This is a genomic window from Sphingopyxis indica (assembly GCF_032879645.1).
GTDB lineage: Bacteria > Pseudomonadota > Alphaproteobacteria > Sphingomonadales > Sphingomonadaceae > Sphingopyxis > Sphingopyxis indica.
The window spans coordinates 841,803-862,748 of sequence record NZ_CP076394.1 but is presented as its reverse complement, the minus strand read 5'-3'; the positions used below and the strand labels follow the sequence as shown (position 1 = coordinate 862,748).

General features: G+C 67.0%; 19 protein-coding genes, 1 pseudogene and 1 riboswitch. Of the genes and pseudogenes, 8 read left to right on the top strand and 12 right to left on the bottom strand.

Translation table 11 applies throughout. The annotated features are described in order from the left end of the window. Positions 1–36: 36 nt before the first annotated feature. Positions 37–996 (bottom strand): right-handed parallel beta-helix repeat-containing protein, encoded by a 960-nt coding sequence (locus KNJ79_RS04035; protein ID WP_317152879.1) that lies wholly within the window; start codon positions 994–996, stop codon positions 37–39. 168 nt (positions 997–1,164) lie between these two features. On the opposite strand from KNJ79_RS04035, the pseudogene KNJ79_RS04030 reads away from it, so the two are divergent. Then, a pseudogene (locus KNJ79_RS04030) lies at positions 1,165–2,364 on the top strand (cation:proton antiporter). Positions 2,365–2,530: 166 nt separating this feature from the next. Here KNJ79_RS04030 and metH read toward each other — a convergent pair. Genes metH through KNJ79_RS04005 form a run of 5 tightly spaced genes read right to left on the bottom strand, consistent with a single transcriptional unit; the run spans position 2,531 to position 8,691 of the window. Continuing rightward, positions 2,531–5,152: a methionine synthase gene (gene metH, locus KNJ79_RS04025; protein ID WP_317152878.1), complete on the bottom strand. Its 2,622-nt coding sequence runs from the start codon at positions 5,150–5,152 to the stop codon at positions 2,531–2,533. 19 nt (positions 5,153–5,171) lie between these two features. Then, entirely contained in the window at positions 5,172–5,696 is a 525-nt protein-coding gene (locus tag KNJ79_RS04020; protein ID WP_089215176.1) for a GNAT family N-acetyltransferase, read from the bottom strand. A gap of 3 nt (positions 5,697–5,699) precedes the next feature. Continuing rightward, positions 5,700–6,767 (bottom strand): homocysteine S-methyltransferase family protein, encoded by a 1,068-nt coding sequence (locus KNJ79_RS04015; RefSeq protein WP_317152877.1) that lies wholly within the window; start codon positions 6,765–6,767, stop codon positions 5,700–5,702. Then, a complete protein-coding gene (gene metF / locus KNJ79_RS04010) occupies positions 6,764–7,702 on the bottom strand; it encodes a methylenetetrahydrofolate reductase (RefSeq protein WP_089215178.1) in 939 nt (312 codons plus the stop codon). The genes KNJ79_RS04015 and metF overlap by 4 nt, the downstream gene beginning before the upstream one ends. Beyond that, positions 7,699–8,691, bottom strand: a complete 993-nt coding sequence (locus KNJ79_RS04005) for an ArsR/SmtB family transcription factor (RefSeq protein WP_089215179.1) — start codon at positions 8,689–8,691, stop codon at positions 7,699–7,701. The genes metF and KNJ79_RS04005 overlap by 4 nt, the downstream gene beginning before the upstream one ends. Positions 8,692–8,927: 236 nt before the next feature. Here KNJ79_RS04005 and KNJ79_RS04000 point away from each other — a divergent pair, with 236 nt between their 5' ends. From KNJ79_RS04000 to KNJ79_RS03985, 4 genes are all read left to right on the top strand, one after another. Further along, positions 8,928–9,248, top strand: coding sequence for a hypothetical protein (locus tag KNJ79_RS04000; RefSeq protein WP_089215180.1), 321 nt, complete (start codon positions 8,928–8,930; stop codon positions 9,246–9,248). Positions 9,249–9,440: 192 nt separating this feature from the next. Next, on the top strand, positions 9,441–9,737 hold the full coding sequence (locus KNJ79_RS03995; protein ID WP_089215181.1) for an entericidin EcnAB: 297 nt from the start codon (positions 9,441–9,443) through the stop codon (positions 9,735–9,737). 104 nt (positions 9,738–9,841) lie between these two features. Next, positions 9,842–10,042, top strand: a complete 201-nt coding sequence (locus KNJ79_RS03990) for a hypothetical protein (RefSeq protein ID WP_317152876.1) — start codon at positions 9,842–9,844, stop codon at positions 10,040–10,042. Positions 10,043–10,087: 45 nt separating this feature from the next. Continuing rightward, positions 10,088–10,178, top strand: a riboswitch (ZMP/ZTP riboswitch). Positions 10,179–10,200: 22 nt separating this feature from the next. After that, positions 10,201–10,881 carry a DJ-1/PfpI family protein gene (locus KNJ79_RS03985; protein ID WP_317152875.1) on the top strand — a complete coding sequence of 227 codons (681 nt, stop codon included), beginning with the start codon at positions 10,201–10,203 and terminating at the stop codon, positions 10,879–10,881. On the opposite strand, the gene KNJ79_RS03980 is transcribed toward KNJ79_RS03985, so the two are convergent. The 5 genes from KNJ79_RS03980 to KNJ79_RS03960 all read right to left on the bottom strand — a co-directional run bounded on the left by KNJ79_RS03980 (position 10,878) and on the right by KNJ79_RS03960 (position 16,194). Beyond that, positions 10,878–11,660, bottom strand: a complete 783-nt coding sequence (locus tag KNJ79_RS03980; protein WP_317152874.1) for a glutaminyl-peptide cyclotransferase — start codon at positions 11,658–11,660, stop codon at positions 10,878–10,880. The genes KNJ79_RS03985 and KNJ79_RS03980 overlap by 4 nt on opposite strands. 113 nt (positions 11,661–11,773) lie before the next feature. Next, positions 11,774–13,420 (bottom strand): chaperonin GroEL, encoded by a 1,647-nt coding sequence (gene groL, locus KNJ79_RS03975; protein WP_089215185.1) that lies wholly within the window; start codon positions 13,418–13,420, stop codon positions 11,774–11,776. 79 nt (positions 13,421–13,499) lie between these two features. Then, on the bottom strand, positions 13,500–13,787 hold the full coding sequence (groES, locus tag KNJ79_RS03970) for a co-chaperone GroES (RefSeq protein WP_089215186.1): 288 nt from the start codon (positions 13,785–13,787) through the stop codon (positions 13,500–13,502). 129 nt (positions 13,788–13,916) lie between these two features. Further along, on the bottom strand, positions 13,917–15,314 hold the full coding sequence (locus tag KNJ79_RS03965; RefSeq protein WP_317152873.1) for an MATE family efflux transporter: 1,398 nt from the start codon (positions 15,312–15,314) through the stop codon (positions 13,917–13,919). Positions 15,315–15,636: 322 nt separating this feature from the next. Continuing rightward, a complete protein-coding gene (locus KNJ79_RS03960) occupies positions 15,637–16,194 on the bottom strand; it encodes a Pycsar system effector family protein (protein ID WP_089215187.1) in 558 nt (185 codons plus the stop codon). 144 nt (positions 16,195–16,338) lie between these two features. Here KNJ79_RS03960 and KNJ79_RS03955 point away from each other — a divergent pair, with 144 nt between their 5' ends. The 3 genes from KNJ79_RS03955 to KNJ79_RS03945 all read left to right on the top strand — a co-directional run bounded on the left by KNJ79_RS03955 (position 16,339) and on the right by KNJ79_RS03945 (position 19,984). After that, positions 16,339–16,575 carry an acyl carrier protein gene (locus KNJ79_RS03955; protein WP_317152872.1) on the top strand — a complete coding sequence of 79 codons (237 nt, stop codon included), beginning with the start codon at positions 16,339–16,341 and terminating at the stop codon, positions 16,573–16,575. Between the two features lie 137 nt (positions 16,576–16,712). Then, on the top strand, positions 16,713–17,915 hold the full coding sequence (spt, locus tag KNJ79_RS03950; protein ID WP_317152871.1) for a serine palmitoyltransferase: 1,203 nt from the start codon (positions 16,713–16,715) through the stop codon (positions 17,913–17,915). Positions 17,916–18,028: 113 nt separating this feature from the next. After that, complete coding sequence (locus KNJ79_RS03945; protein WP_317152870.1) at positions 18,029–19,984, top strand: ATP-binding protein; 1,956 nt, start codon at positions 18,029–18,031, stop codon at positions 19,982–19,984. Here the strand turns inward: KNJ79_RS03945 and KNJ79_RS03940 are convergent. Next, complete coding sequence (locus KNJ79_RS03940) at positions 19,981–20,868, bottom strand: hypothetical protein (RefSeq protein ID WP_317152869.1); 888 nt, start codon at positions 20,866–20,868, stop codon at positions 19,981–19,983. The two genes, KNJ79_RS03945 and KNJ79_RS03940, sit on opposite strands and share 4 nt — an antisense overlap. Positions 20,869–20,946: the final 78 nt, after the last annotated feature.

Here is a 20,946-nt window from a genome sequence, read left to right as displayed (position 1 = left end):
GGGCTTCGACCATGCGAACGGATATGAACCAGCGCGTCAGCGCCGCTCGAAACGCGTCAGCCCCGGCCCCAGATCATTCGCCCCGATCGCGAGCGGCTCGCCGCTCCAGTCGGCGACGAAGGCCGATTTGCGCCCCATGTCTTCGGGCAGGCGCGCGCGATTGCCCTCGATGACGAGGCCGCGCGAGGGATGCTTGCGCTCCTCCGCCGCGACCGCGATGATCGCCGAATAATTTTCCTTGTCGCGCCCCTGGACGAACAGATTGTTCGCGATCCGCCCGGTGGCGCCCGACGGCAAGTCGATCATATAGTTGGTCGCGCTGCCCTGGCTGTCGTCGAAGCTGTTGCCCTCGACATCGACGCGGCCCGCGCGGACCTTCAGATAATGGCCGCCGCTGCCCTTTTCGAAGCGCGTGTTGGTCACCACCACCCGGCCATAATCGCCGGTATAGACGCTGTGCGCACAGCTCAGCCCGCGATCGCAGCGGCCGAGGCGCGAGAAGGTCGAGCGGTCGATCGTCAGCGTCGCCTGGGGGTCGTTCGCGGTCAATATCCCCTCTTCGCTGTTGCGGAACAGGCTGTTGACGATGTCGAGATTGCTGCGTTCGAGCCGGATGCCGGCGCCATTGCCGTCGGGAACGCGCATATTCTGAAAGACGAGGCCGTCGACGCGCGCGCCGTCGCCGCGCAGCACCAGCGCCGCCTTGCCCTCGCACGTCACGCCGTCGAAGATCGCACGGCCCGGCTCGGCGGCGACGAAGGCGATGCGTCCCATGGTCTGCACCGCGCAGTCGCGGTGATAGCCCGACGCGATGCGGATCGTCCCCTGCCCGCCGCCGACCGCATCGACAGCCTCCTGTAATCGCGCATAGCCGCGCCCGCTTTCGGCGACGACATAGGGGGCGGGGCCAGGCTGCGCGGGCACGGGCACCGATGCGAACAGCAGCGGCAGGGCGAACAGCGGCAGCATCTGGCGGCGGACAATCGACTGGACCATCCCCGCTGGATAGCCGCCCCGATCGCGCGAGTCTCGAACGAAGCGGGCCGGCCCGATCGCTGTGCCAGCGCGGAACAATCGGGCGGCCAAAGATGAAATCCTATTCGCCATTGCTGCGGACACACGCTCCGACTAGCAACCGGTAACGATCGCTTGGGGGAGTGGGGCGTGACGCATACCGAAGTTTTCCTGATCGCGCTGCTGATCATCTTTGCGGTGCCGTGGTTCGTGTGGCGCGTGTTCCGCACCGACTATTGGGCGCCGCTCGTCGTGGTGCAGATCATCGGCGGCATTTTGCTCGGCCCGGGCGTGCTCGGCGCGGTCTTTCCGGACTATTATGCCTTCGTCTTCCGGCCCGAAGTCATCGCGTCGCTCAACGGCATCGCCTGGTGGGCGGTGATGATGTTCGTCTGGGTCGCGGGGATCGAGCTCGACATCGGCCAGGCGTGGAAGCATCGCCGCTAAACCGGCATTACCGCGGGCCTGGCGCTCGGCACGCCGCTGCTGTTCGGCGCCGTTGCCGCACTGTTCATCCTGCGCACCCCCGGATGGATCGGGGCGGCGGGCGCGCATTGGCAGGTTGTGGCGGGAATCGGCATGGCGTGCGCGGTGACCGCGCTGCCCATCCTCGTCTTGTTCATGGAAAAGCTCGCCATCCTGCGCGAGCCGATCGGACAGCGCATCCTGCGCTATGCGAGCCTCGACGATATTGCGATCTGGGGCGTGCTCGCGCTGATCCTCGTCGATTGGGAGCGGATCGGGCGGCAGGCAATGTTCCTGCTGGGCTTTGCGGTCGCGGCGTGGCTGATCCGGCGCCTGATGGCCCGGCTCGATGCGCCCGATCGCTGGGCGGTGGGGCTGGTCTGGCTGATCGCCTGCGGTTTCGCGGGGGACTGGTCGGGGCTGCACTTCATGGTCGGCGCCTTTCTGTCGGGCGCGGTGCTCGACGCCAAATGGTTCGGGCACGAGCCGATGGACCGGTTTCGCAACATCGTGCTGATGACGGTGATGCCGGTCTTTTTCCTGTCGACGGGGCTGAGGACGCAGTGGGACGTTGGCGGCGCCGCGGTGTTCGCGGTCGCCGGCGTGCTGCTCGTCGCGTCGGTCGCAGGCAAGCTCGCCGGGGTGGGACTCGCCGGGCGCATCCTCGGCTGGCAGCGGGGCGAGGCAAGGCTGATCGGCTGGCTCTTGCAGACCAAGGCGCTGATCATGATCATCTTCGTCAACATCCTGCTCGACAAGGCGATCATCACCAACGAGGCGTTCACTGCGCTGCTGCTGATGGCGGTGGCGAGCACGATGCTGTCGATCCCGATGGCGACGCCGCTGCTGAAGCGGCTCGGCGCCGCCGTGGGGCGCGAAGCCTGAGAGCATGATCCCTTCGGCTGAATAAGCCGTGTGCTCCCGCGGAGCCGAAGGCGGCGCGTAGCGCCAACGCGAGAGCCCTTCTCCCGATCATTCTATTCTGAACCCGCCGGAGATGGGTCTCCGCCTTCACAGGGACACACATGCTTTAATTAAAGGGCGATCATTTCTAGTCGAGGTTCGGCCGTAGCCAGCGCCTCGCGGTCTCGATGTCGACCCCGCGCCTTTCCGCATAGTCGGCGAGCTGATCCTCGCCCACCCGCGCGACGCCGAAATAGCTCGCGTCGGGATGGCCGAAGTAAAAGCCCGAAACCGCCGCGGTCGGCAGCATCGCGAAACTTTCGGTCAGGGTCGCGCCCGAGGTCCGCCCCGCGTCGAGCAGATCGAACAGGATCGGTTTCAGGCTGTGGTCGGGGCATGCAGGATAGCCCGGCGCCGGGCGGATGCCGCGATATTCCTCTTTGATGATCGCCTCGGCAGTCAGCTGCTCAGCTGGCGCATAGCCCCACAGATCGGTGCGGACGAGCGCGTGGAGCCGCTCGGCAAAGGCCTCGGCGAAGCGGTCGGCGAGCGCTTTCAAAAGGATGTCGCTATAGTCGTCGTGCGCCGCCTTGAAGCGCGCGAGATGCGGTTCGATGCCGTGGATCGCGACCGAAAAGCCGCCGATCCAGTCGCCGTCGCGGCTGACGAAATCGGCGAGGCACATATTCGCCCGCCCTTCGCGCTTGGAAATCTGCTGGCGCAGGAAGGGGATGCGGACGTGGCGTTCCTCCTCCTCCAGATGGATGATCACATCGTCGCCTTCGCGCCGGCACGGCCAGAGCGCCGCGACCCCGCGCGCCTTGAGCCAGCCTTCGCCGACGATCCGCTCGAGCATCGCGCGGGCGTCGGCATAGAGGCTGCGCGCGCTCTCCCCCACCACTTCGTCGTCGAGGATCGCGGGATAGGTGCCCGCAAGCTCCCACGCGCGAAAGAAGGGCGTCCAGTCGAACCATTCGACGAGCTCGGCCAGATCCCAGTCGTCGAAGACATGCACGCCGGGCTTTTCGGGCGGGCCGGGGCGGATATGCTCGTCGAGCACGAAGCCGTTCGCGCGCGCGTCGGCGATCGGCACGAGCGCGCTCTGCCCCTTGTTCGCGCGCACGTCGCGGATATGCGCATAGTCGGCCTTGTAGCCGCCGACGAAGGCGTCGCGCCCCGTCGTGCTGACCAGCGAGGTCGCGACGCCGACCGCGCGGCTCGCGTCGAGCACATGGAGCACCGGTCCCTGATAGGCGGGGTCGATGCGCAACGCGGTGTGGACCTTCGACGTCGTCGCGCCGCCGATCAGCAGCGGCATCGTCATGCCCGCGCGCTGCATTTCCTCGGCAACCGTCACCATCTCGTCGAGCGACGGCGTGATCAGGCCGCTGAGGCCGATCATGTCGGCGTCATTCTCGTTCGCCGCCTCGAGGATCCTGGACCAGGGCACCATCACGCCGAGGTCGACGATCTCGAAGCCGTTGCACTGAAGCACGACGCCGACGATATTCTTGCCGATGTCGTGGACGTCGCCTTTGACGGTCGCCATCACGACCTTGCCCTTGCCCTTCGCGCCCGGCTCCTTCGCCGCCTCGATAAAGGGCAGCAGATGCGCGACCGCCTTTTTCATCACGCGCGCCGATTTGACCACCTGCGGCAGGAACATCTTGCCCGACCCGAACAGATCGCCGACGACGTTCATCCCGTCCATCAGCGGCCCTTCGATCACCTCGATCGGGCGGTCCATCGCGAGGCGCATTTCCTCGGTATCCGACACGATATAGGCGTCGATGCCCTTGACCAGCGCATGTTCGAGCCGCTTGGCGACCTCCCAGCCGCGCCATTCCTCGGCGGCCTTTTCCTGCGCCGCGTCCTTGCCCTTGTAGCGCTCGGCGAGTGCGATCAGCCGCTCGGTCGGCGTCTCGGCCTCGTCCGCAACCTTGCGGTTGAGGATGACGTCCTCGCACGCGGTGCGCAACTCGGGGTCGATCGTGTCATAGACGTCTAGCTGGCCCGCGTTGACGATCGCCATGTCGAGCCCGGCGGGGATCGCATGATAGAGGAAGACGCTGTGCATCGCGCGGCGCACCGTCTCGTTGCCGCGAAAGCTGAACGACAGGTTGGAGAGGCCGCCCGAAAAATGGACGTGCGGGCAGCGCTGCCGAATTTCCTTCACCGCTTCGATGAAGTCGACCGCATAATTGTCATGCTCCTCGATCCCCGTCGCGACCGCGAAGATATTGGGATCGAAGATGATGTCCTCGGGCGGGAAGCCGATGCCCATGAGCAGCCGATAGGCGCGCTCGCAAATCTCGATCTTGCGCTCTTTCGTGTCGGCCTGCCCGGCCTCGTCGAACGCCATCACGACGACCGCGGCGCCATAGGCCATACACTTACGCGCATGGTCGAGGAACGGCTCCTCGCCTTCCTTCATGCTGATCGAATTGACGATCGGCTTGCCGGGGACGCATTTCAAGCCCGCCTCGATCACCTCCCACTTCGACGAATCGATCATCACCGGCACGCGCGCGATGTCGGGTTCGGCGGCGATCAGCTTGAGGAAGGTCGTCATCGCCCGCTCCGCGTCGAGCAGTCCTTCGTCCATGTTCACGTCGATGACCTGCGCGCCATTTTCGACCTGCTGGCGCGCGACCTCGACCGCGGCCGTGAAATCGTCGGCGAGGATCAGCCGCTTGAACGCCGCCGAGCCGGTGACGTTGGTGCGCTCGCCGATGTTGACGAAGGTCGAGGAAGAGAGGGTGGCGGTCATCGAAAATCCAGCAAAGACATCAATTGGCGAGCGGCCGCGCGAGGACGCGGTCGTCGTAGAGCTTGCCGCCGACGTCGAACCGGCGGGTCGCGATGTCGGCAAAGCCCTGCTTGCGATAGAAGGCGAGCGCCCGCTCGTTGCGCGCATAGACGCCGAGGAGCAGGCGGCGATGCCCCTTTGCTCCCGCAATGGCGCGCTCCATCAGCGCGGCGCCAAGGCCGCTGCCGTGAAAGCGCGACAGCGAATAGATGCGCTTGAGCTCGATATCGCCCTCCTCGGCCGCCGCCAGATCGGGCCTGGCGATCAGCGCGAAGCCGACCGGCGCGCCGCCCGGCTGCGCTTCGGCGATCCACGCCTGCGCGCCCGAAGCAAGCAGCGCGCGATAGGCGTCCGCGCGGTGCTGCGCGGCACAGTGCGCAACGATCGCGTCGCCGTCGAGAATGCCCGCGAAGGTTTCGAGAAAGGTCGCGGCGCCGACCAGCGCGAGCGCGGACGCGTCATCCGGGCCCGCCTCGCGGACCCGCCATGGCAGAGGATCGGGCATCGGTCAGGCCGCCGCCATCGTGAAGGGTTCGAGCCCCGCCAGCCGCGTGCGCACCGGCACCTGCGGCACGCGCCGCGGCGCCAGCCCCTCGATCGCCTTCGCCATCGCCGCGATATGCGCGGGCGTCGATCCGCAGCAGCCGCCGAGGATATTGACCTGGCCCTGTTCGGCCCATTCGCGCACGAGGCCCGCGGTCGTGTCGGGCAGCTCGTCATATTCGCCGAGTTCGTTGGGCAGGCCCGCATTCGGATAGACCATGACCAGCGTGTCGGCGAGGTCGGAGAGGACGCGGACGTGCGGGCGCAGCTGCGCCGCGCCGAACGAGCAGTTGAGCCCGACGGTCAGCGGCCTGGCGTGGCGCACCGCATACCAGAAGGCCTCGACCGTGTGGCCCGACAGGTTGCGCCCCGACAGGTCGGTCAGGGTCATCGAAATCATCAGCGGCAGCTCGCGCCCGACCTTTGCCTCGGCCTCGAGCGTCGCGGCGATCCCCGCCTTGGCGTTGAGCGTGTCGAAGATCGTTTCGATCAGGATGAAGTCGGCGCCGCCCTCGGCGAGCGCGACCACCTGTTCGCGATAGACGTCCTTCAATTCGTCGAAGTCGATCTCGCGATAGCCGGGGTTGTTGACGTCGGGCGACAGTGACAGCGTCTTGTTCGTCGGCCCGACCGCGCCCGCGACGAAGCGGCGGCGTCCATCGAGCGCGGCGAATTTGTCGGCGGCGGCGCGGCCGAGGCGCGCGCTTTCGTGGTTGATGTCGGCGACGAGCGCTTCGGCGCCATAGTCGGCCTGGCTGATGCGGTTGGCGCTGAAGGTGTTGGTCGAGACGATGTCCGACCCCGCCGCCAGATAGGCTTCGCCGATCGCGGTCACGATGTCCTGCCGCGTCAGCGCGAGGATGTCGTTATTGCCTTTCTGGTCGTGCGGCAGGCCGAGCGAACCCGCATAATCGGCCTCGCCCAGCTTCCTGAGCTGGATCTGCGTCCCCCAGCCGCCGTCGGTGAGCAGGATGCGCTCCTTGGCCGCCACGGTCAGCGCTTCGCGGGCGCTGGAGGTCGAAGGGGAGGTCATGCTGCCTGATCCTTTGCCGAAGCGACCGGCCGAAGCCCCAGCAGATGACAAATGGCATAGCTGAGTTCGGCGCGGTTGAGCGTGTAGAAATGGAAATCGCGCACCCCGCCCGCGTAAAGGCGGCGGCTGAGCTCGGCGGCGATCGTCGCGGCGACGAGCTGGCGCGCCGCGGGATGATCGTCGAGCCCTTCGAAGAGCGCGACCATCCACGCCGGGATCGCGGTGCCGCACATATCGGCCATGCGCCGGGTCTGCGACACGTTCGACACGGGCAATATGCCGGGGATGATCGGAGCGTCGATCCCCGCCGCCGCCGCCGCATCGCGAAAGCGCAGGAAGGCGTCGGGCGAGAAGAAGAATTGCGTGATCGCGCGCGTCGCGCCGGCGTCGAGCTTGCGCTTCAGATTGTCGAGATCGGCGGTCGCGTTCGCCGCGTCGGGATGAACCTCGGGATAGGCGGCGACCGAAATGTCGAAGGGCGCGATCGCCTTCAATCCGGCGACCAGTTCGGCGGCATTGGCATAGCCGTCGGGGTGTGCGCGATACGGTGCGCCGCCCGGCACGTCGCCGCGCAGCGCGACGATATGGCGCACCCCGGCGTCCCAATAGTCGCGCGCGACCGCGTCGATCTCGTCGCGCGACGCCTCGACGCAGGTCAGATGCGCCGCGGCCGGCACGCGGCTTTCCTTCGCGATCCGCGCGACGGTGGCATGGGTGCGCTCGCGCGTCGAACCGCCGGCGCCATAGGTGACCGACACGAAACGCGGGGCGAGCGGTTCGAGCGCGTGGAACGTGTCCCACAGCTGCGCCTCCATCTTCTCGGTCTTGGGCGGGAAAAATTCGAAGCTGACGCCGATATCGCCATCGAGATCGGCGAAGAGCGGCGAAGCGGCGGCGCGGCGCGCCTCGGCGATGGAGTTCAGATTCGATGTCATGCCGCAAGCCTTTTGCGTGAGCCGTCGCCGTCGCGGGCGACCGGCGGTTGATCTTCGTCGCTGCGCCGGCGGCCGAGCCAGAGCTTGACGGCGAGCGTTCCGCCTTCGAGCGTCTGCGCGGATTCGAGCAGCAGTCCCGCCGAGGCGAACCAGCCGCGGATCTGCGCGTCCGAAAAGCCGAGGCGGGCGTGCGCCGCGAGCGTGCGCAACTCCTCATCCTCGTGCGGCGCGAAATCGACGATGAGCAGATGCCCGCCGCCGCGCAGCACGCGCGCCGCCTCGGCGATCGCGCGGTCGGGCTCGTGCGCGAAATGCAGCGCCTGATGGATGACGATGCTGTCGATGCTCGCATCGTCCATCGGCAGGTTCAGGAAATCGCCCTGAACGAGGTCGATCGGGACCGTCTGGCCGGCGAGCTTGGCGCGCGCGATGCGCAGCATGTCGGGGCTGCGGTCGAGCGCGGTGATGCGGCGCGCGGTCGGCGCGAAAATTTCCGCCATGCGGCCGGTGCCGGTGCCGATGTCGAGCAGATGGCCGAGCCGCCGCCCCGCCACCATCGCCAGCATCGCCGCCTCGACCTCGCTTTCGGCGACGTGGCGCGATCGGATCGCGTCCCATTCGGCGGCATGTTCGGCGAAATAGCGCTCCGCCGCGGCCTCGCGTTCGGTGCGCACCGCCGCGAGCCGCCGCGCGTCGTGCGCGATCACCCGCGCCTCGCGCGCCGAAAAGGGCCAGTTTTCGGCGCGGGCGATGATGTCGCCGACCGGCCCCTCGCGCGCGATGCGCAGGAACACCCAGCTGCCCTCGCGCCGCCGTTCGACGACGCCCGCATCGACGAGGATGCGCACATGGCGCGAGACGCGCGGCTGGCTCTGGTCGAGCACGACCGCCAGCTCGCCGATCGCGAGCTCCATCGCGCGCAGCAGCGCGACGATTCGCAGCCGCGTCGGGTCGGCAAGGGCGCGAAAAATGTCGAGCAGCTCGGTCATGACCCATCATATAAAGATTTCTTTATATCGGGTCAACCGGATGGGCGTCCCCCTTTCCTGCCGTTTGCGCCGCCCCCGGCGACACGACTGGTCGAATTGAACCGGCGCAAGACAAAAAGGGCGTTGCACCGCTTTTTTCGAGATTGTAGCTCTAGGGGCGATTGGCAAAATGCCGGGTCGAAAGGGTTCGCATCCGCATGCCGGTCGATAATTTCAATCGAGAGGGGTATACCCACATGAAGAAGTCGATCACTCTGTCGCTCGTCCTTGCCACGTCGCTCGGCCTCGCCGCCTGCGGTGAGAAGGCTGCCGACGATACGGCGGCGACCACCGAAGACACCACGGCGACCGTCGAAGGCGCTGCCGACGGCGCGATGGACGCCGCTGCCGGTGCGGCCGATGCCGCCGGCGACGCCGCCGCAGCCGCGGGCGATGCCGCCGACGCCGCTGCGACCGGCGACGCTGCGACCGCCGAAGACAAGGCTGCCGAAGCCGCCGACGCCGCCAAGGAAGCGACCGACGCCGCCAAGGGCGCGATGGAAGAAGCCAAGCAGTAAGCCGCTTCTTTCCGGCCTTCGGGCCGCAGGAAAAGAGGGTCGCCGGCACCGCGCCGTCGACCCTTTTTTTCGTTTTGAAACAAGGCATGGGCTTTCCCGTCCGACCGGTGCGGTTGCCAAGCCCTTCATCCCCCGTTAATCCTGCGCCGCAGTGGCCGGTATCGGCTACCAAGCCATTCGAAAGGAATTCACATGCGCAAGTTCATCCTCGTCTCGATGGCCGCTGCCGCCGTCAGCCTCGCCGCCTGCTCGGAAAAGGCGCAGCAGGAAGCGTCGGAAGCCGGATCGGCGGTCGCCGATGACGTTGCGGCGACCGGCGACGCAATGGCCGAAGGTGCGGCCGACGCCGCCGACGCAACCGCTGCTGCGGCCGACGATGCCGGCAACGCCGTCGAGGGCGCGGTGAACGCCGCTGGCGACGCCGCCGCTGCCGCCGGCGACAAGATCGAGTCGGAAACGGCGAAGGCCGAGGCCAACGACAAGCAGTAATCGGCTGGCGCGCTACGGCGTGCAACCGGGGAAAGGGGGGCTTCGTTCCGGCATGGAGCGGAGCCCTTTTTCTTGGGAGAAGATTGGCGATGAGCCGAAAGCGAATGATGGGTATCGCCGGCGCCGCGGCGCTGTTCCTGTCCGCCGCGGGATGCAGCCGGACCGACAATGAGCCCGGCCCGGGCGGGGTCACCGTCGGCGAAGCCAGGGCGCTCGACGATGCCGCCGCGATGCTCGAAAGTCGCGAAAACCCTCCCGCCGACGCGGCGGCAGACGGCACGGCCGAACCGGCGCCCCGCAACTAGGGTCTGCACCCTAGGCTTTCCCTTCGCGACGACGCACGATATGATGCCGCGTCCCGCGACTGGCGCTGCAAGATGGAGACCCATCGGGAAGCGGGACCGGCAACAGCCGTAGGAGCCGCGCGCCTGGGTGATCCGCCGCCAAGGAAAGGACCATCCCGATGCCCGACGCTGCTTCCACCCAGATCGTTTTCCTGCTGTTTCCGGGCATCACCCAGCTCGATTTCACCGCGCCCGCGCAGGCGCTGAGCCGGATGCCCGGCGCGAAGCTCGCCGCCGCCGCCGCGACCAGCCTCGATCCGATCGCCACCGACAGCGGCTTCTCGCTCGTCGCGACGCACGATTTCGACACCTGCCCGCCCGCCGACATCGTCTGCGTGCCCGGCGGGCACGGCGTCGTCGATGCGCTCGGCGATGCCGCGACGATCGCTTTCCTGAAGCGCCAGGCCGCCAGCGCCCAATGGGTGACGAGCGTGTGTACCGGCGCCTTCCTGCTCGGCCGCGCCGGGCTGCTCGCGGGCAAGCGCGCGACGACGCACTGGGCCTATACGCATCTGCTGCCACTGGTCGGCGCCGAGCCCGCGCCCGGCCGCGTCGTCGAGGACGGCCGCGTCGTGACGAGCGGCGGGGTGACGAGCGGGCTCGATTTCGCGCTCACCCTGATCGCGCGATTGAAGGGCGATGCGGTCGCACAGGCGATCCAGCTCGCGATCGAATATGATCCTGCCCCGCCCTTCGCCGGCGGCCACCCCGACCGCGCGCCCGCGGCCGTCACCGAAGGGCTGAAAGCGCGCGTCTATGATGCGGCGGCGGCGCGGATGGCGGCGGCGCTCGGCGGTTAATCGCAGCCGGTGAGCGCGATCTCGTAGAGCTTGGGCCAATATTTGCCGGTGACGAACAGGCGCTTCGCCCGCGCGTCCCATGCGATGCCGTTGAGCACGCTGTCGGAGCCGTGCGCCCCGGCGTCGTCCTTCAGGCCGCGCATGTCGATCACCGCGCGCACCGCGCCGCTCGCGGGGTCGATGCGCACGATCGCGTCGGTCATCCAGATATTGGCCCAGATCTCGCCGTCGATCGCTTCGAGTTCGTTGAGCATCGGCAGCGGCTGCCCCGCGATCGTGACAGCCAGCGTTCCGGTCTCGCGCATCGTCGCCGGATCGAAGAAACGCAGCATCGGCGTCCCGTCGCTGAGCACCAGCCGGCCCTCCAGCATCGCGACGCCCCACCCCTCGCCCGCATAGCGGAAGGTCCCGAGCGGCTTGAGATCGCTGAGCCGCCAGCGGTGGCCGACACCGCCCTGCCAGGTCACCCCGATGATCTGGTCGCGCCAGCGCACGATACCCTCGCCGAACTGGTCGGCGGGCAGCGGCGTTTCGGCGGTCGCCTTGCCGCTTTCGAGGTCGAGCCGCGCAACGCGCGAGCGGCCATATTGACCGGTGCCTTCGTAGAGATGACCGTCGTGCCAGAAGAGGCCCTGGGTGAAGCTTTGGGGGTCGTGCGGATAGCTGCGGACGATGCGATAGCCGCAGCGTGCGACGGCTTGCTGCGGCGCCGGTGCCGCGGGCGCCGCCTGAGCGGCGGGCGACGCGACCGCGGCGAGGAAGGCCAGGAAGAGGCTCATGCCGCCTCCGCTATGCCAGCGGCGATGAACAGGCAATGGCCGCGCCAAGAAAAAGGGCCGGAGGATTTCCCTCCGGCCCCTCTTGTCGTCGGCAGGTGCCGAGCGGTGCGGACTTAAAAGTCCATGCCGCCCATGCCGCCCATGCCGCCGGCGCCGCCCATCGGCATCGCCGGCTTGTCGTCGGGAAGCTCGGTCACCGCCGCTTCGGTGGTGATCAGCAGCCCGGCGACCGAAGCCGCATCCTGCAGCGCGGTGCGCACGACCTTGGTCGGGTCGATCACGCCGGCCTTGACCAGATCCTCATAGGTATCGGTCGCGGCGTTGAAGCCGTGGTTGGTGTCGGCCTGGTCGAACAGCTTGCCCGCGACGACCGCGCCGTCGAAGCCGGCGTTCTCGGCGATCTGGCGGACCGGAGCCTGCAGCGCGCGACGGATGATGTCGATGCCGCGGGTCTGGTCTTCATTCTCGCCGCTCATGCCTTCGAGCGCCTTGGTCGCATAGAGGAGCGCGGTGCCGCCACCGGGGACGATGCCTTCCTCGACCGCGGCGCGGGTCGCGTGGAGCGCGTCGTCGACGCGGTCCTTGCGCTCCTTCACCTCGACTTCCGAGGCGCCGCCGACCTTGATCACCGCCACGCCGCCGGCGAGCTTCGCGAGACGCTCCTGCAGCTTTTCGCGGTCATAGTCGCTGGTCGTGGTTTCGATCTGCGCGCGGATCTGCTCGACGCGGCCCTTGATGGTTTCGGCATCGCCCGCGCCGTCGACGATCGTGGTGTTGTCCTTGTCGATGGTGACGCGCTTCGCCTGGCCGAGCATGCCGAGCGTGACATTCTCGAGCTTGATGCCCAGGTCTTCGCTGATCATCTCGCCCTTGGTCAGGATCGCGATGTCCTGCAGCATCGCCTTGCGGCGATCGCCGAAGCCCGGCGCCTTGACCGCCGCGACCTTCAGGCCGCCGCGCAGGCGGTTGACGACGAGCGTCGCGAGCGCTTCGCCCTCGATGTCCTCGGCGATGATGAGGAGCGGACGGCCCGACTGCACCACCGCTTCGAGGATCGGCAGCATCGACTGGAGGTTCGACAGCTTCTTCTCGAAGATCAGGATATAGGGGTCGGTCAGCTCGACCAGCATCTTTTCGGGGTTGGTGATGAAATAGGGCGACAGATAGCCGCGGTCGAACTGCATGCCCTCGACGACGTCGAGCTCGAAATCGAGACCCTTCGCCTCTTCGACGGTGATCACGCCTTCCTTGCCGACCTTTTCCATCGCTTCGGCGATCTTTTCGCCGACTTCCTTGTCGCCGTTCGCCGAAATGATGCCGACCTGCGCAATCTCGGACGAGCCCTTGACCGCCTGCGACTGCGCCTTGATCGTCTCGACGACCTTGTTGACTGCAAGGTCGATGCCGCGCTTCAGGTCCATCGGGTTCATGCCGGCGGCAACCGACTTCATGCCTTCGCGCACGATCGCCTGGGCGAGCACGGTCGCGGTGGTGGTGCCATCGCCGGCCGCGTCATTCGCCTTCGAGGCGACTTCGCGGAGCATCTGCGCGCCCATATTCTCGAACTTGTCCTTGAGCTCGATTTCCTTGGCGACGGTGACGCCGTCCTTGGTGATGCGCGGCGCGCCGAAGCTCTTGTCGATCACGACGTTGCGGCCCTTGGGGCCGAGCGTGACCTTCACCGCGTCGGCGAGGGTGTCGACGCCGCGCAGGATGCGCTCGCGCGCGTCGCGGCTGAATTTAACGTCCTTGGCAGCCATTATATGCTTCCTTTCGATCCCGCAGAAAACTGCGTAACTTCACTGTGGATTATGTCCCGCCGGGGGCGGGGGAGCGGATTCAGGCGATGACGCCCAGAATGTCCGATTCCTTCATGATCAACAGCTCTTCGCCGTCGACCTTGACCTCGGTGCCCGACCATTTGCCGAACAGGATGCGGTCGCCGGCCTTGACGTCGAGCGGCGTGACCTTGCCGTCTTCGGCCTTGGCGCCGGTGCCGACGGCGACGACTTCGCCTTCCTGCGGCTTTTCCTTGGCGGTGTCGGGGATGATGATGCCGCCGGCCGTCTTTTCCTCGGCTTCGATACGGCGGACGAGCACGCGATCGTGCAGCGGACGAAATTGCATGGATGTCCCTCCAGAAATGCAATGGATGTCAGTTTAGCACTCACAGGACGAGAGTGCTAACAGGCGGGCATATGGGTTGACCCCTTGGGGGCGTCAAGCACTGCCCGAAGATTCTTTCGAACTTTTTCGTCAGGCCGGCAGAAGGCCGAGACGGGCGCGCATTCGCCAGCGAAGCAGAAGCAGCCCCGCCACCACGACCAGCCCCACCGCAAGGCCGATCCAGATGCCGACCCCGGCGAGCGGGGTCCAGAAGCCCAGATAGATGGCGGTGCCATAGCCCGCGAGCCAATAACCGCACACCGCGATGATCATCGGCACGCGCGTGTCCTGAAGCCCGCGCAGCACGCCCGCCGCCACCGTCTGCGCACCGTCGAAGAGTTGGAAGGCGGCGGCGACGACCAGGAACTGCATCGCATAGCCGACGAGCGCGGCGTTGCGCGCCGCGTCGACATCGACATAGATCGACAGCACGAGCCGCGGGAAAATCCACATCGTCGCCGCGGTCAGCACCATGAAGCCGATGCCGAGGATCAGCGACGCCTGCCCGGCGAGCGCGATCCCGCGATGATCGCGCGCGCCATAGGAAAGGCCGACGCGGATCGTCGCCGCCTGCGCGACGCCGAACGGGATCTGGAAGGCGAGCGCCGCGACCTGGAGTGCGATCGTATGCCCGGCGAGTTGTGCCTCGCCGATCCGCCCCATCAGAAAGGCCGCGCCGGTGAACAGCCCCGCTTCGGCGAGGATGATCAGCCCGATCGGCAGCCCGATGCGCAACAGCTCGCGAAAGCGCGGCCATTCGGAGCGCCACCAGTTACCGAACAGATGATAGCGCCGCAGCCGCCGGTCGCTCTGGATGACGACGACATAGGCGAGCAGCATCACGGTGCTCGTCGTCACGCTCGACAGCGCCGAGCCGTGCAGGCCGAGCTTCGGCATCCCGAGGTGGCCGAAGACGAGCGCCCAGTTGCCGAGCGCGTTGACGAAGAGCGCGAGGAAGGTGATCGCGGTCGCGATCGTCGGCCGCCCGAGCGCCGAGACGAAGATACGCAGCACACTCGCCGCGATCATCGGGACCATGCCCCACATCAGGATCAGCAGAAAGCTCGCCGCGTGGCGCGTGATTTCGGGGTCCTGCCCCGTCGCGCGCATGATCGGACCGCCCGCGGCGCAGACCCCCATGAACAGCGCCGAGACGATCAGGCTGAGCCACAGCGCCATGCGCACGGTGCGCCGCACCTCGCGCACCGCATGTTTGCGGCGCCCGAGTTCGGCGGCAACGAAGGGTGCGGCGGCGCCGACGAGCCCGGTGCCGGTCCACAGGAGCAGCCCGAAGATCGACACGCCGAGCGATGCCGCCGCGAGCGCCGCATCGCCGAGCCGCGCGACGAAGATCACGTCGATCGCATGCACCATCATCTGCAGCAGATTCGCCGCGGCGAGCGGCACGGCGAGCGCGAGCGTCGCCGGGAATTCGCGGCGCAGGGTGGACGCGGGTTCGCCGGTCAGGGGGGCGGGTTCGGCCAGCATAGCCGGCCCGGATATAAGAAGCGTCGGGGCCGCGCCACTCCAATTGGATAGCGACGAACGAATCCTCGGCAGGGGTGGCCAAATGGCAACAGCGGGTGTGGCGCCATCGTCTGCCGCCACGCGACTTGCCGGAGGATGAGCATCCCATATGCAAGCGGCTCTCCCCTCCCGCTTGCGGGTGGGGTTGGGGGTGGGCAGCCACGTCGCAAGGCCCCACCCCGCTGCGGCTAGCGAGCAAGCTCGCAAGCCTCGCTGCCCCTCCCGCAAGCGAGGGGGGAGACTGCGACACGCAGCAATCTCATACGCGATTACGCACGCCGGCCTAAACCAACCGCGCCCATCCCACCGCGAGTTCGATCACGAAGGCGATGAAGGTCAGGGTCAGCCCGACGACGAACAGCCGATAGGCATAGCCGAGATAGCGATATTTGCGCCGCGCCAGCACCACGCCATTCTGATAGGTGTCGCGCAGCATCATGTCGTACATGTCCTCTTCGCTGCGCGAACGCGCCTTGACCGCCGCGATGAACGCCTCCTCCGACATCGCGGAGAAATGGCCGAAGAAGAGAAGATTGCGCCGCGTATCGCCCTCCGCATCGCCCTCCGCCGGCATCGACCCGAAGCGCGGCATCACCGCCGAAATCGCGAGCACCGCCGACAGAAAGGCAAAGGTCGCGAGCACCGCGAGCGGCACCGCCATCGCGCCGCTGCGCAGCTGCCCCACCGATATGGTGAAGACGACGAAGGTCGCGCCCATCAGGATCGACGCTTTCTGGTCGGCCATCTGCGACAATTGCATCGTCAGTTGCTGGTTGGTGCGCATCAGATGCACCGCGTTGGACGGAAAGCCCGTCGCGGCCGGTTCGCCTTCATTGCTCATAGGCCAGTCCCCGTTTCGCCCCCATGCGATGCCATGTTCGGCGGGTATCGGCAAGATGCTGCCCGATTGCCGCCGCATTCGCTTGCCAATCGGGCGGCGGCGCGGCATGTCCGCGCGCAGTTTTCATTATAGGGACGCACCCCCATGAGCACCGCCCTCAAAGAGCAGATTTACGGCCTGATCGCCCCCTTCAACAAGAAGGGCGTCGAGCTGACCGACGCCACCACGTTCGCGGGCGACCTCGAATGGGACAGCCTGACGGTGATGGATTTCGTCGCCGAGGTCGAGGATACGTTCGACATCATCATCAGCATGAACCAGCAGGCCGAGATCGAAAACGTAGGCCAGTTGGCTGCAGCGGTGGAAAAGCTGCAGGGCTAGTTCAAGGATTCCCGTTCGCCCTGAGGAGCCATCGAGCTTGTCGAAATGGCGTCTCGAAGGGCCTGCCACGGTGCTTCGAGACGGGTCTTCGCCAAGCTCAGCCCCTCCTCAGCACGAACGGATATGAGAGTATCACCATGACCGACCTCTTCACCAAATTCGATCCGCTGATCCAGCAGCGCGCCGACCTGCTCGCCACCGGCGTCACCGACCCGTTCAGCCTGGTGATGGAAAAAGTGCTCTCGCCCACCGTCGCGATCTGCAACGGGCGCGAAACGATCCTGCTCGGCACCTATAATTATATGGGCATGACCTTCGACGAGGATGTCATCGCCGCGGGCAAGGACGCGCTCGACAAGTTCGGCAGCGGCACCACCGGCAGCCGCGTGCTCAACGGCACCTATCAGGGGCACAAGGAAGTCGAAGAGGCGCTGAAGGACTTTTATGCCATGGATCATGCCATGGTGTTTTCGACCGGCTATCAGGCGAACCTCGGCATCATCTCGACGATCGCCGGCAAGGGCGACTATGTCATCCTCGACATCGACAGCCATGCGTCGATCTATGACGGGTGCAAGATGGGCGACGCCGAAATCGTCGCCTTTCGCCACAACGACGTCGAGGCGCTCGAAAAACGCCTGAAGCGCCTGCCCGCCGAAGCGGGCAAGCTCGTCGTGCTCGAAGGCGTCTATTCGATGCTCGGCGACGTCGCGCCGCTCAACGAAATGGTACGCATCGCCAAGGAAAATGGCGCGATGGTCCTCGTCGATGAAGCGCATTCGATGGGCTTCATCGGCGAACATGGCCGCGGCGTCGCCGAAGCGCAGGGCGTAATCAACGACGTCGACTTCATCATCGGCACGTTCAGCAAGAGCGTCGGCACCGTCGGCGGCTTCTGCGTGTCGAACCATCCGAAGTTCGAGATATTGCGGCTCGTCTGCCGCCCCTATGTCTTCACCGCCTCGCTGCCGCCGAGCGTCGTCGCCACCGCGGCGACGAGCATCCGCAAGCTGATGCACGGGAGCAACAAGCGCGCGCATCTGTGGGAAAATTCGAAGACGCTGCACAAGGGCCTCAAGGACCGCGGCTTCACGCTCGGCACCGACGAGCCGCAATCGGCGATCATCGCGGTGATCATGCCCGACCTCGAAAGGGGCGCCGCGATGTGGGAGGCGCTGCTCGAAGAGGGTCTTTACGTCAACCTTGCCCGCCCGCCGGCGACCCCGGCGGGGATGACGTTGCTGCGCTGTTCGCTGTGCGCCGAACATTCGTCCGATCAGGTCGGAGAGATATTGTCGCGCTTCGAACGCGCAGGCAAGCGCGTCGGGATTATCGGCTGAGCCGGGATTTCCCGCCGACAAACCGACTCTTTTTCGCGGCGAATTGCGGGACTTGGCCATCGCCGGAATCTTCGCGGCTTTGCGGCACCGGCGATTGCCGGTAAGACGAGCCGGTGTTTGAGCAGGACAGCGACAGCATCGCCGAAGGCCGGCGCCAGCGCTTGCGCTTCTGGCTGACCGCCGGGGTCGGCGCGATTCTGGTCGGCGTCGTCACCGCGCTCGTGCTGCTGCTGATGCGCGCCAACGACAATTACGACCGCTCGCTCGGCTGGCAGGCGCACAGCCTGGAGGTCATTTCGCAGACGCGCTCGCTCGATGCCGCGCTTGCGCGCGCCGAGGCGGCGCTCGGGCGCTTCGCGGTCGGGCTTCAGAAAGAAGACGGCCGGATGTTCCAGCAGCAATGGGGCGTCGCCATGCAATATCTGGGGCTTCTGCAACGCAACGTGCGCGACAATCCGGCGCAGGCCCAGCTCGTCGCGGCGCTGACCGAAGAGCTCAACCAGCGCGGCGAACAGCTCGGCGACGCGGCGCTCAGCGCCAATTACCGGCAGACCGTCGCCGCCATCTCCAAATATAATGCCGCGGGCCACGATCCGGCGCTCAATCGCATCGACAAGCTGGTGACCCAGCTGATCCGCGACGAGCGCGCGTTGCTCGCGCAGCGCAACCGCATCGCGGCATCGGACCGCGCCAGCCTCAATCAGGCGATTCTGATGTTCTCCTTGCTCGGTGCGGCGGCGGCGGTCGTCGCGATCGGCGCGACCTTTTCGCTGCTGCGCGCCGAAAGCGAACGCCGTCTCGCGCGGCGTGAACAGCTCGCCGAAAGCGACCGCGCGATGGAGCTGGAGGCGGCGGTCGTCGCGCGCACCGCCGAACTCGCCGACGCCAACGAGGCGCTGCGCAGCGAGATGAGCGAGCGCGAGACCGCCGAGGCGCGGCTGCGGCAGGCGCAGAAGATGGAGGCGGTGGGCCAGCTCACCGGCGGTATCGCGCATGATTTCAACAATATGCTCGCGGTGGTCGTCGGCGGGCTCGAACTCGCGCAGCGCTGGCTGACCGAGGCGCCCGACAAGGCCGAGCGGCATATCCGCAACGCGCTCGACGGCGCCAACCGTGCCGCCGATCTGACGCGGCGCCTGCTGACCTTTGCCCGCGCCGAACCCGCCCGCCCCGAAATGACCGACATCGACGATTGCATCCAGGGCTTTTCGGAGCTGATGGCGCGGACGATCGGCGACCGGATCGCGCTGACGCTCGACCTCAACGCGGCGGGCCTGCGCTGCCGGATCGACCGCCAGCAGTTCGAAAATGCGCTGCTCAACCTCGCGGTCAACGCGCGCGACGCGATGGAGGGGCGCGGGTCGCTGACGATCCGCACGCTGCGCGACGAAGAAGAGGAAAGCGCGGCGCTCGCGGTGCAGGTGATCGACACCGGCTGCGGCATGTCTCCCGAGGTGATCGAGCGCGTCTTCGACCCCTTCTACACCACCAAGCCCGTCGGTCAGGGCACGGGGCTGGGGATGAGCCAGGTCTTCGCTTTTTGCCGCCAGTCGGGAGGCGAGGTGCAGATACATTCGACCGAGGGCGAAGGCACGAGCGTCGCGATGCTGCTGCCCGTCGCGCGGGCGCACGACGCGGCCGACGCCGACGACACCGCCACCGTTGTCCCGGCGACGGTGCCCGGGCACGCACTCGACATTTTGGTGGTCGAGGACGATCGCCGCGTTCTCGCCGCGACGGTCGATGCGGTGAACGAACTCGGCCACACTGCGGTCGCCTGCCCCGATCCGCTGCAAGCCGAAGCGATGGTCGAGAAGCATGGCGGGTTCGACCTCGTCCTGTCCGACGTGCTGATGCCCGCGCTGACGGGGCCGGAAATGATCGCGCGGCTGAAGGCAAGGTGGCCGAATCTGTCGGTGCTGTTCGTCACCGGCTATGCAGGCGACGCAAGCGAGCTTGCGAGCTTCGGCGACCATGACGTGCTGCGCAAACCCTTCACCCTCGCCGCGCTCGACCAGGCGATCCAGCGCTGCGGCAGCCCCCGCGAAGGCACGCGGCTGGCGAGTTAACGGATCGCGCCGCTCTTCACGAGGCGCGGAACGAGGGTCAGTGCGGCGACGAGCGGCCAGCGGCGCTGCCAGGGCTTGATCTCGATCCGGGTGCCGGCGTGGCGATTGATCTTCCACGCGAGATAGTCGATGCCGCCGGCGTAGGTGAAGGCCGCTTTCGCCAGCCGCACGATGCTGAGCGCCTTGCCCTCGATCCGCCGGCGCGTCCAGCCGCCGCTGCGTGCGCGCGCGGGAATCGCGGCGATGGCGGGGGCGCTGAAGCGCGCATAGCGTTCGGGTTCGGCGTCGACGACCGATTGCGCACGATTGCTGCGCTCGGCGCGAAGCTCGACCGAATAGGTCAGCGAAAAAGCGCGGCGCCACCAGTCGAGCGGGGTTTCGCCCGCGACCTTCCCCGCGGCGGCGAGCAGGGTCGGCGCGGCGCGCGCGACCGCGGCGATCGCGCGGTCCCTTGCCGTATCGTCGACCGCCCAGACGAGCCGCGACGGCTGCGCGAAGCGCGCCCAGACCGACACGTTGCGCGTTTCGGGACCGTTCAGCCGGTCGAAATCACCTTCGCTGAGCACCGCATATTTGGCGATCAGCCCGTCGTGCTCGAAGGGAAAGACATTGGGCGGGATCAGCCGGTTGGCGAGCGCGAGCCAGCGCCGGTCATAGGCGTCGCCATAGTCCGAGACGATCAGGTAGAAATCGAGCATCAGCCCGTCGAGCGCGCTTTCGCGCAGACAGCTGCCATAGAAAAGCACCGCGCGCGCGCTGCCCGGATATTGGGCGGCGATCGCCCGGGCCATCGCCGCGACGCGCGGATCAACGGGGGTCGACAATTCCTCGCGGACCAGCTGCGTCAGTTTACCCGCATCCCCGAGCGAAGACGAGGGGCTCATTCGAGCGAAGCGAGAATTCTCACCGGGCCTCGGCTGCGCTCGGCCGGCCCCCTCGTCTTCGCTCGGGGATGCAGGGGA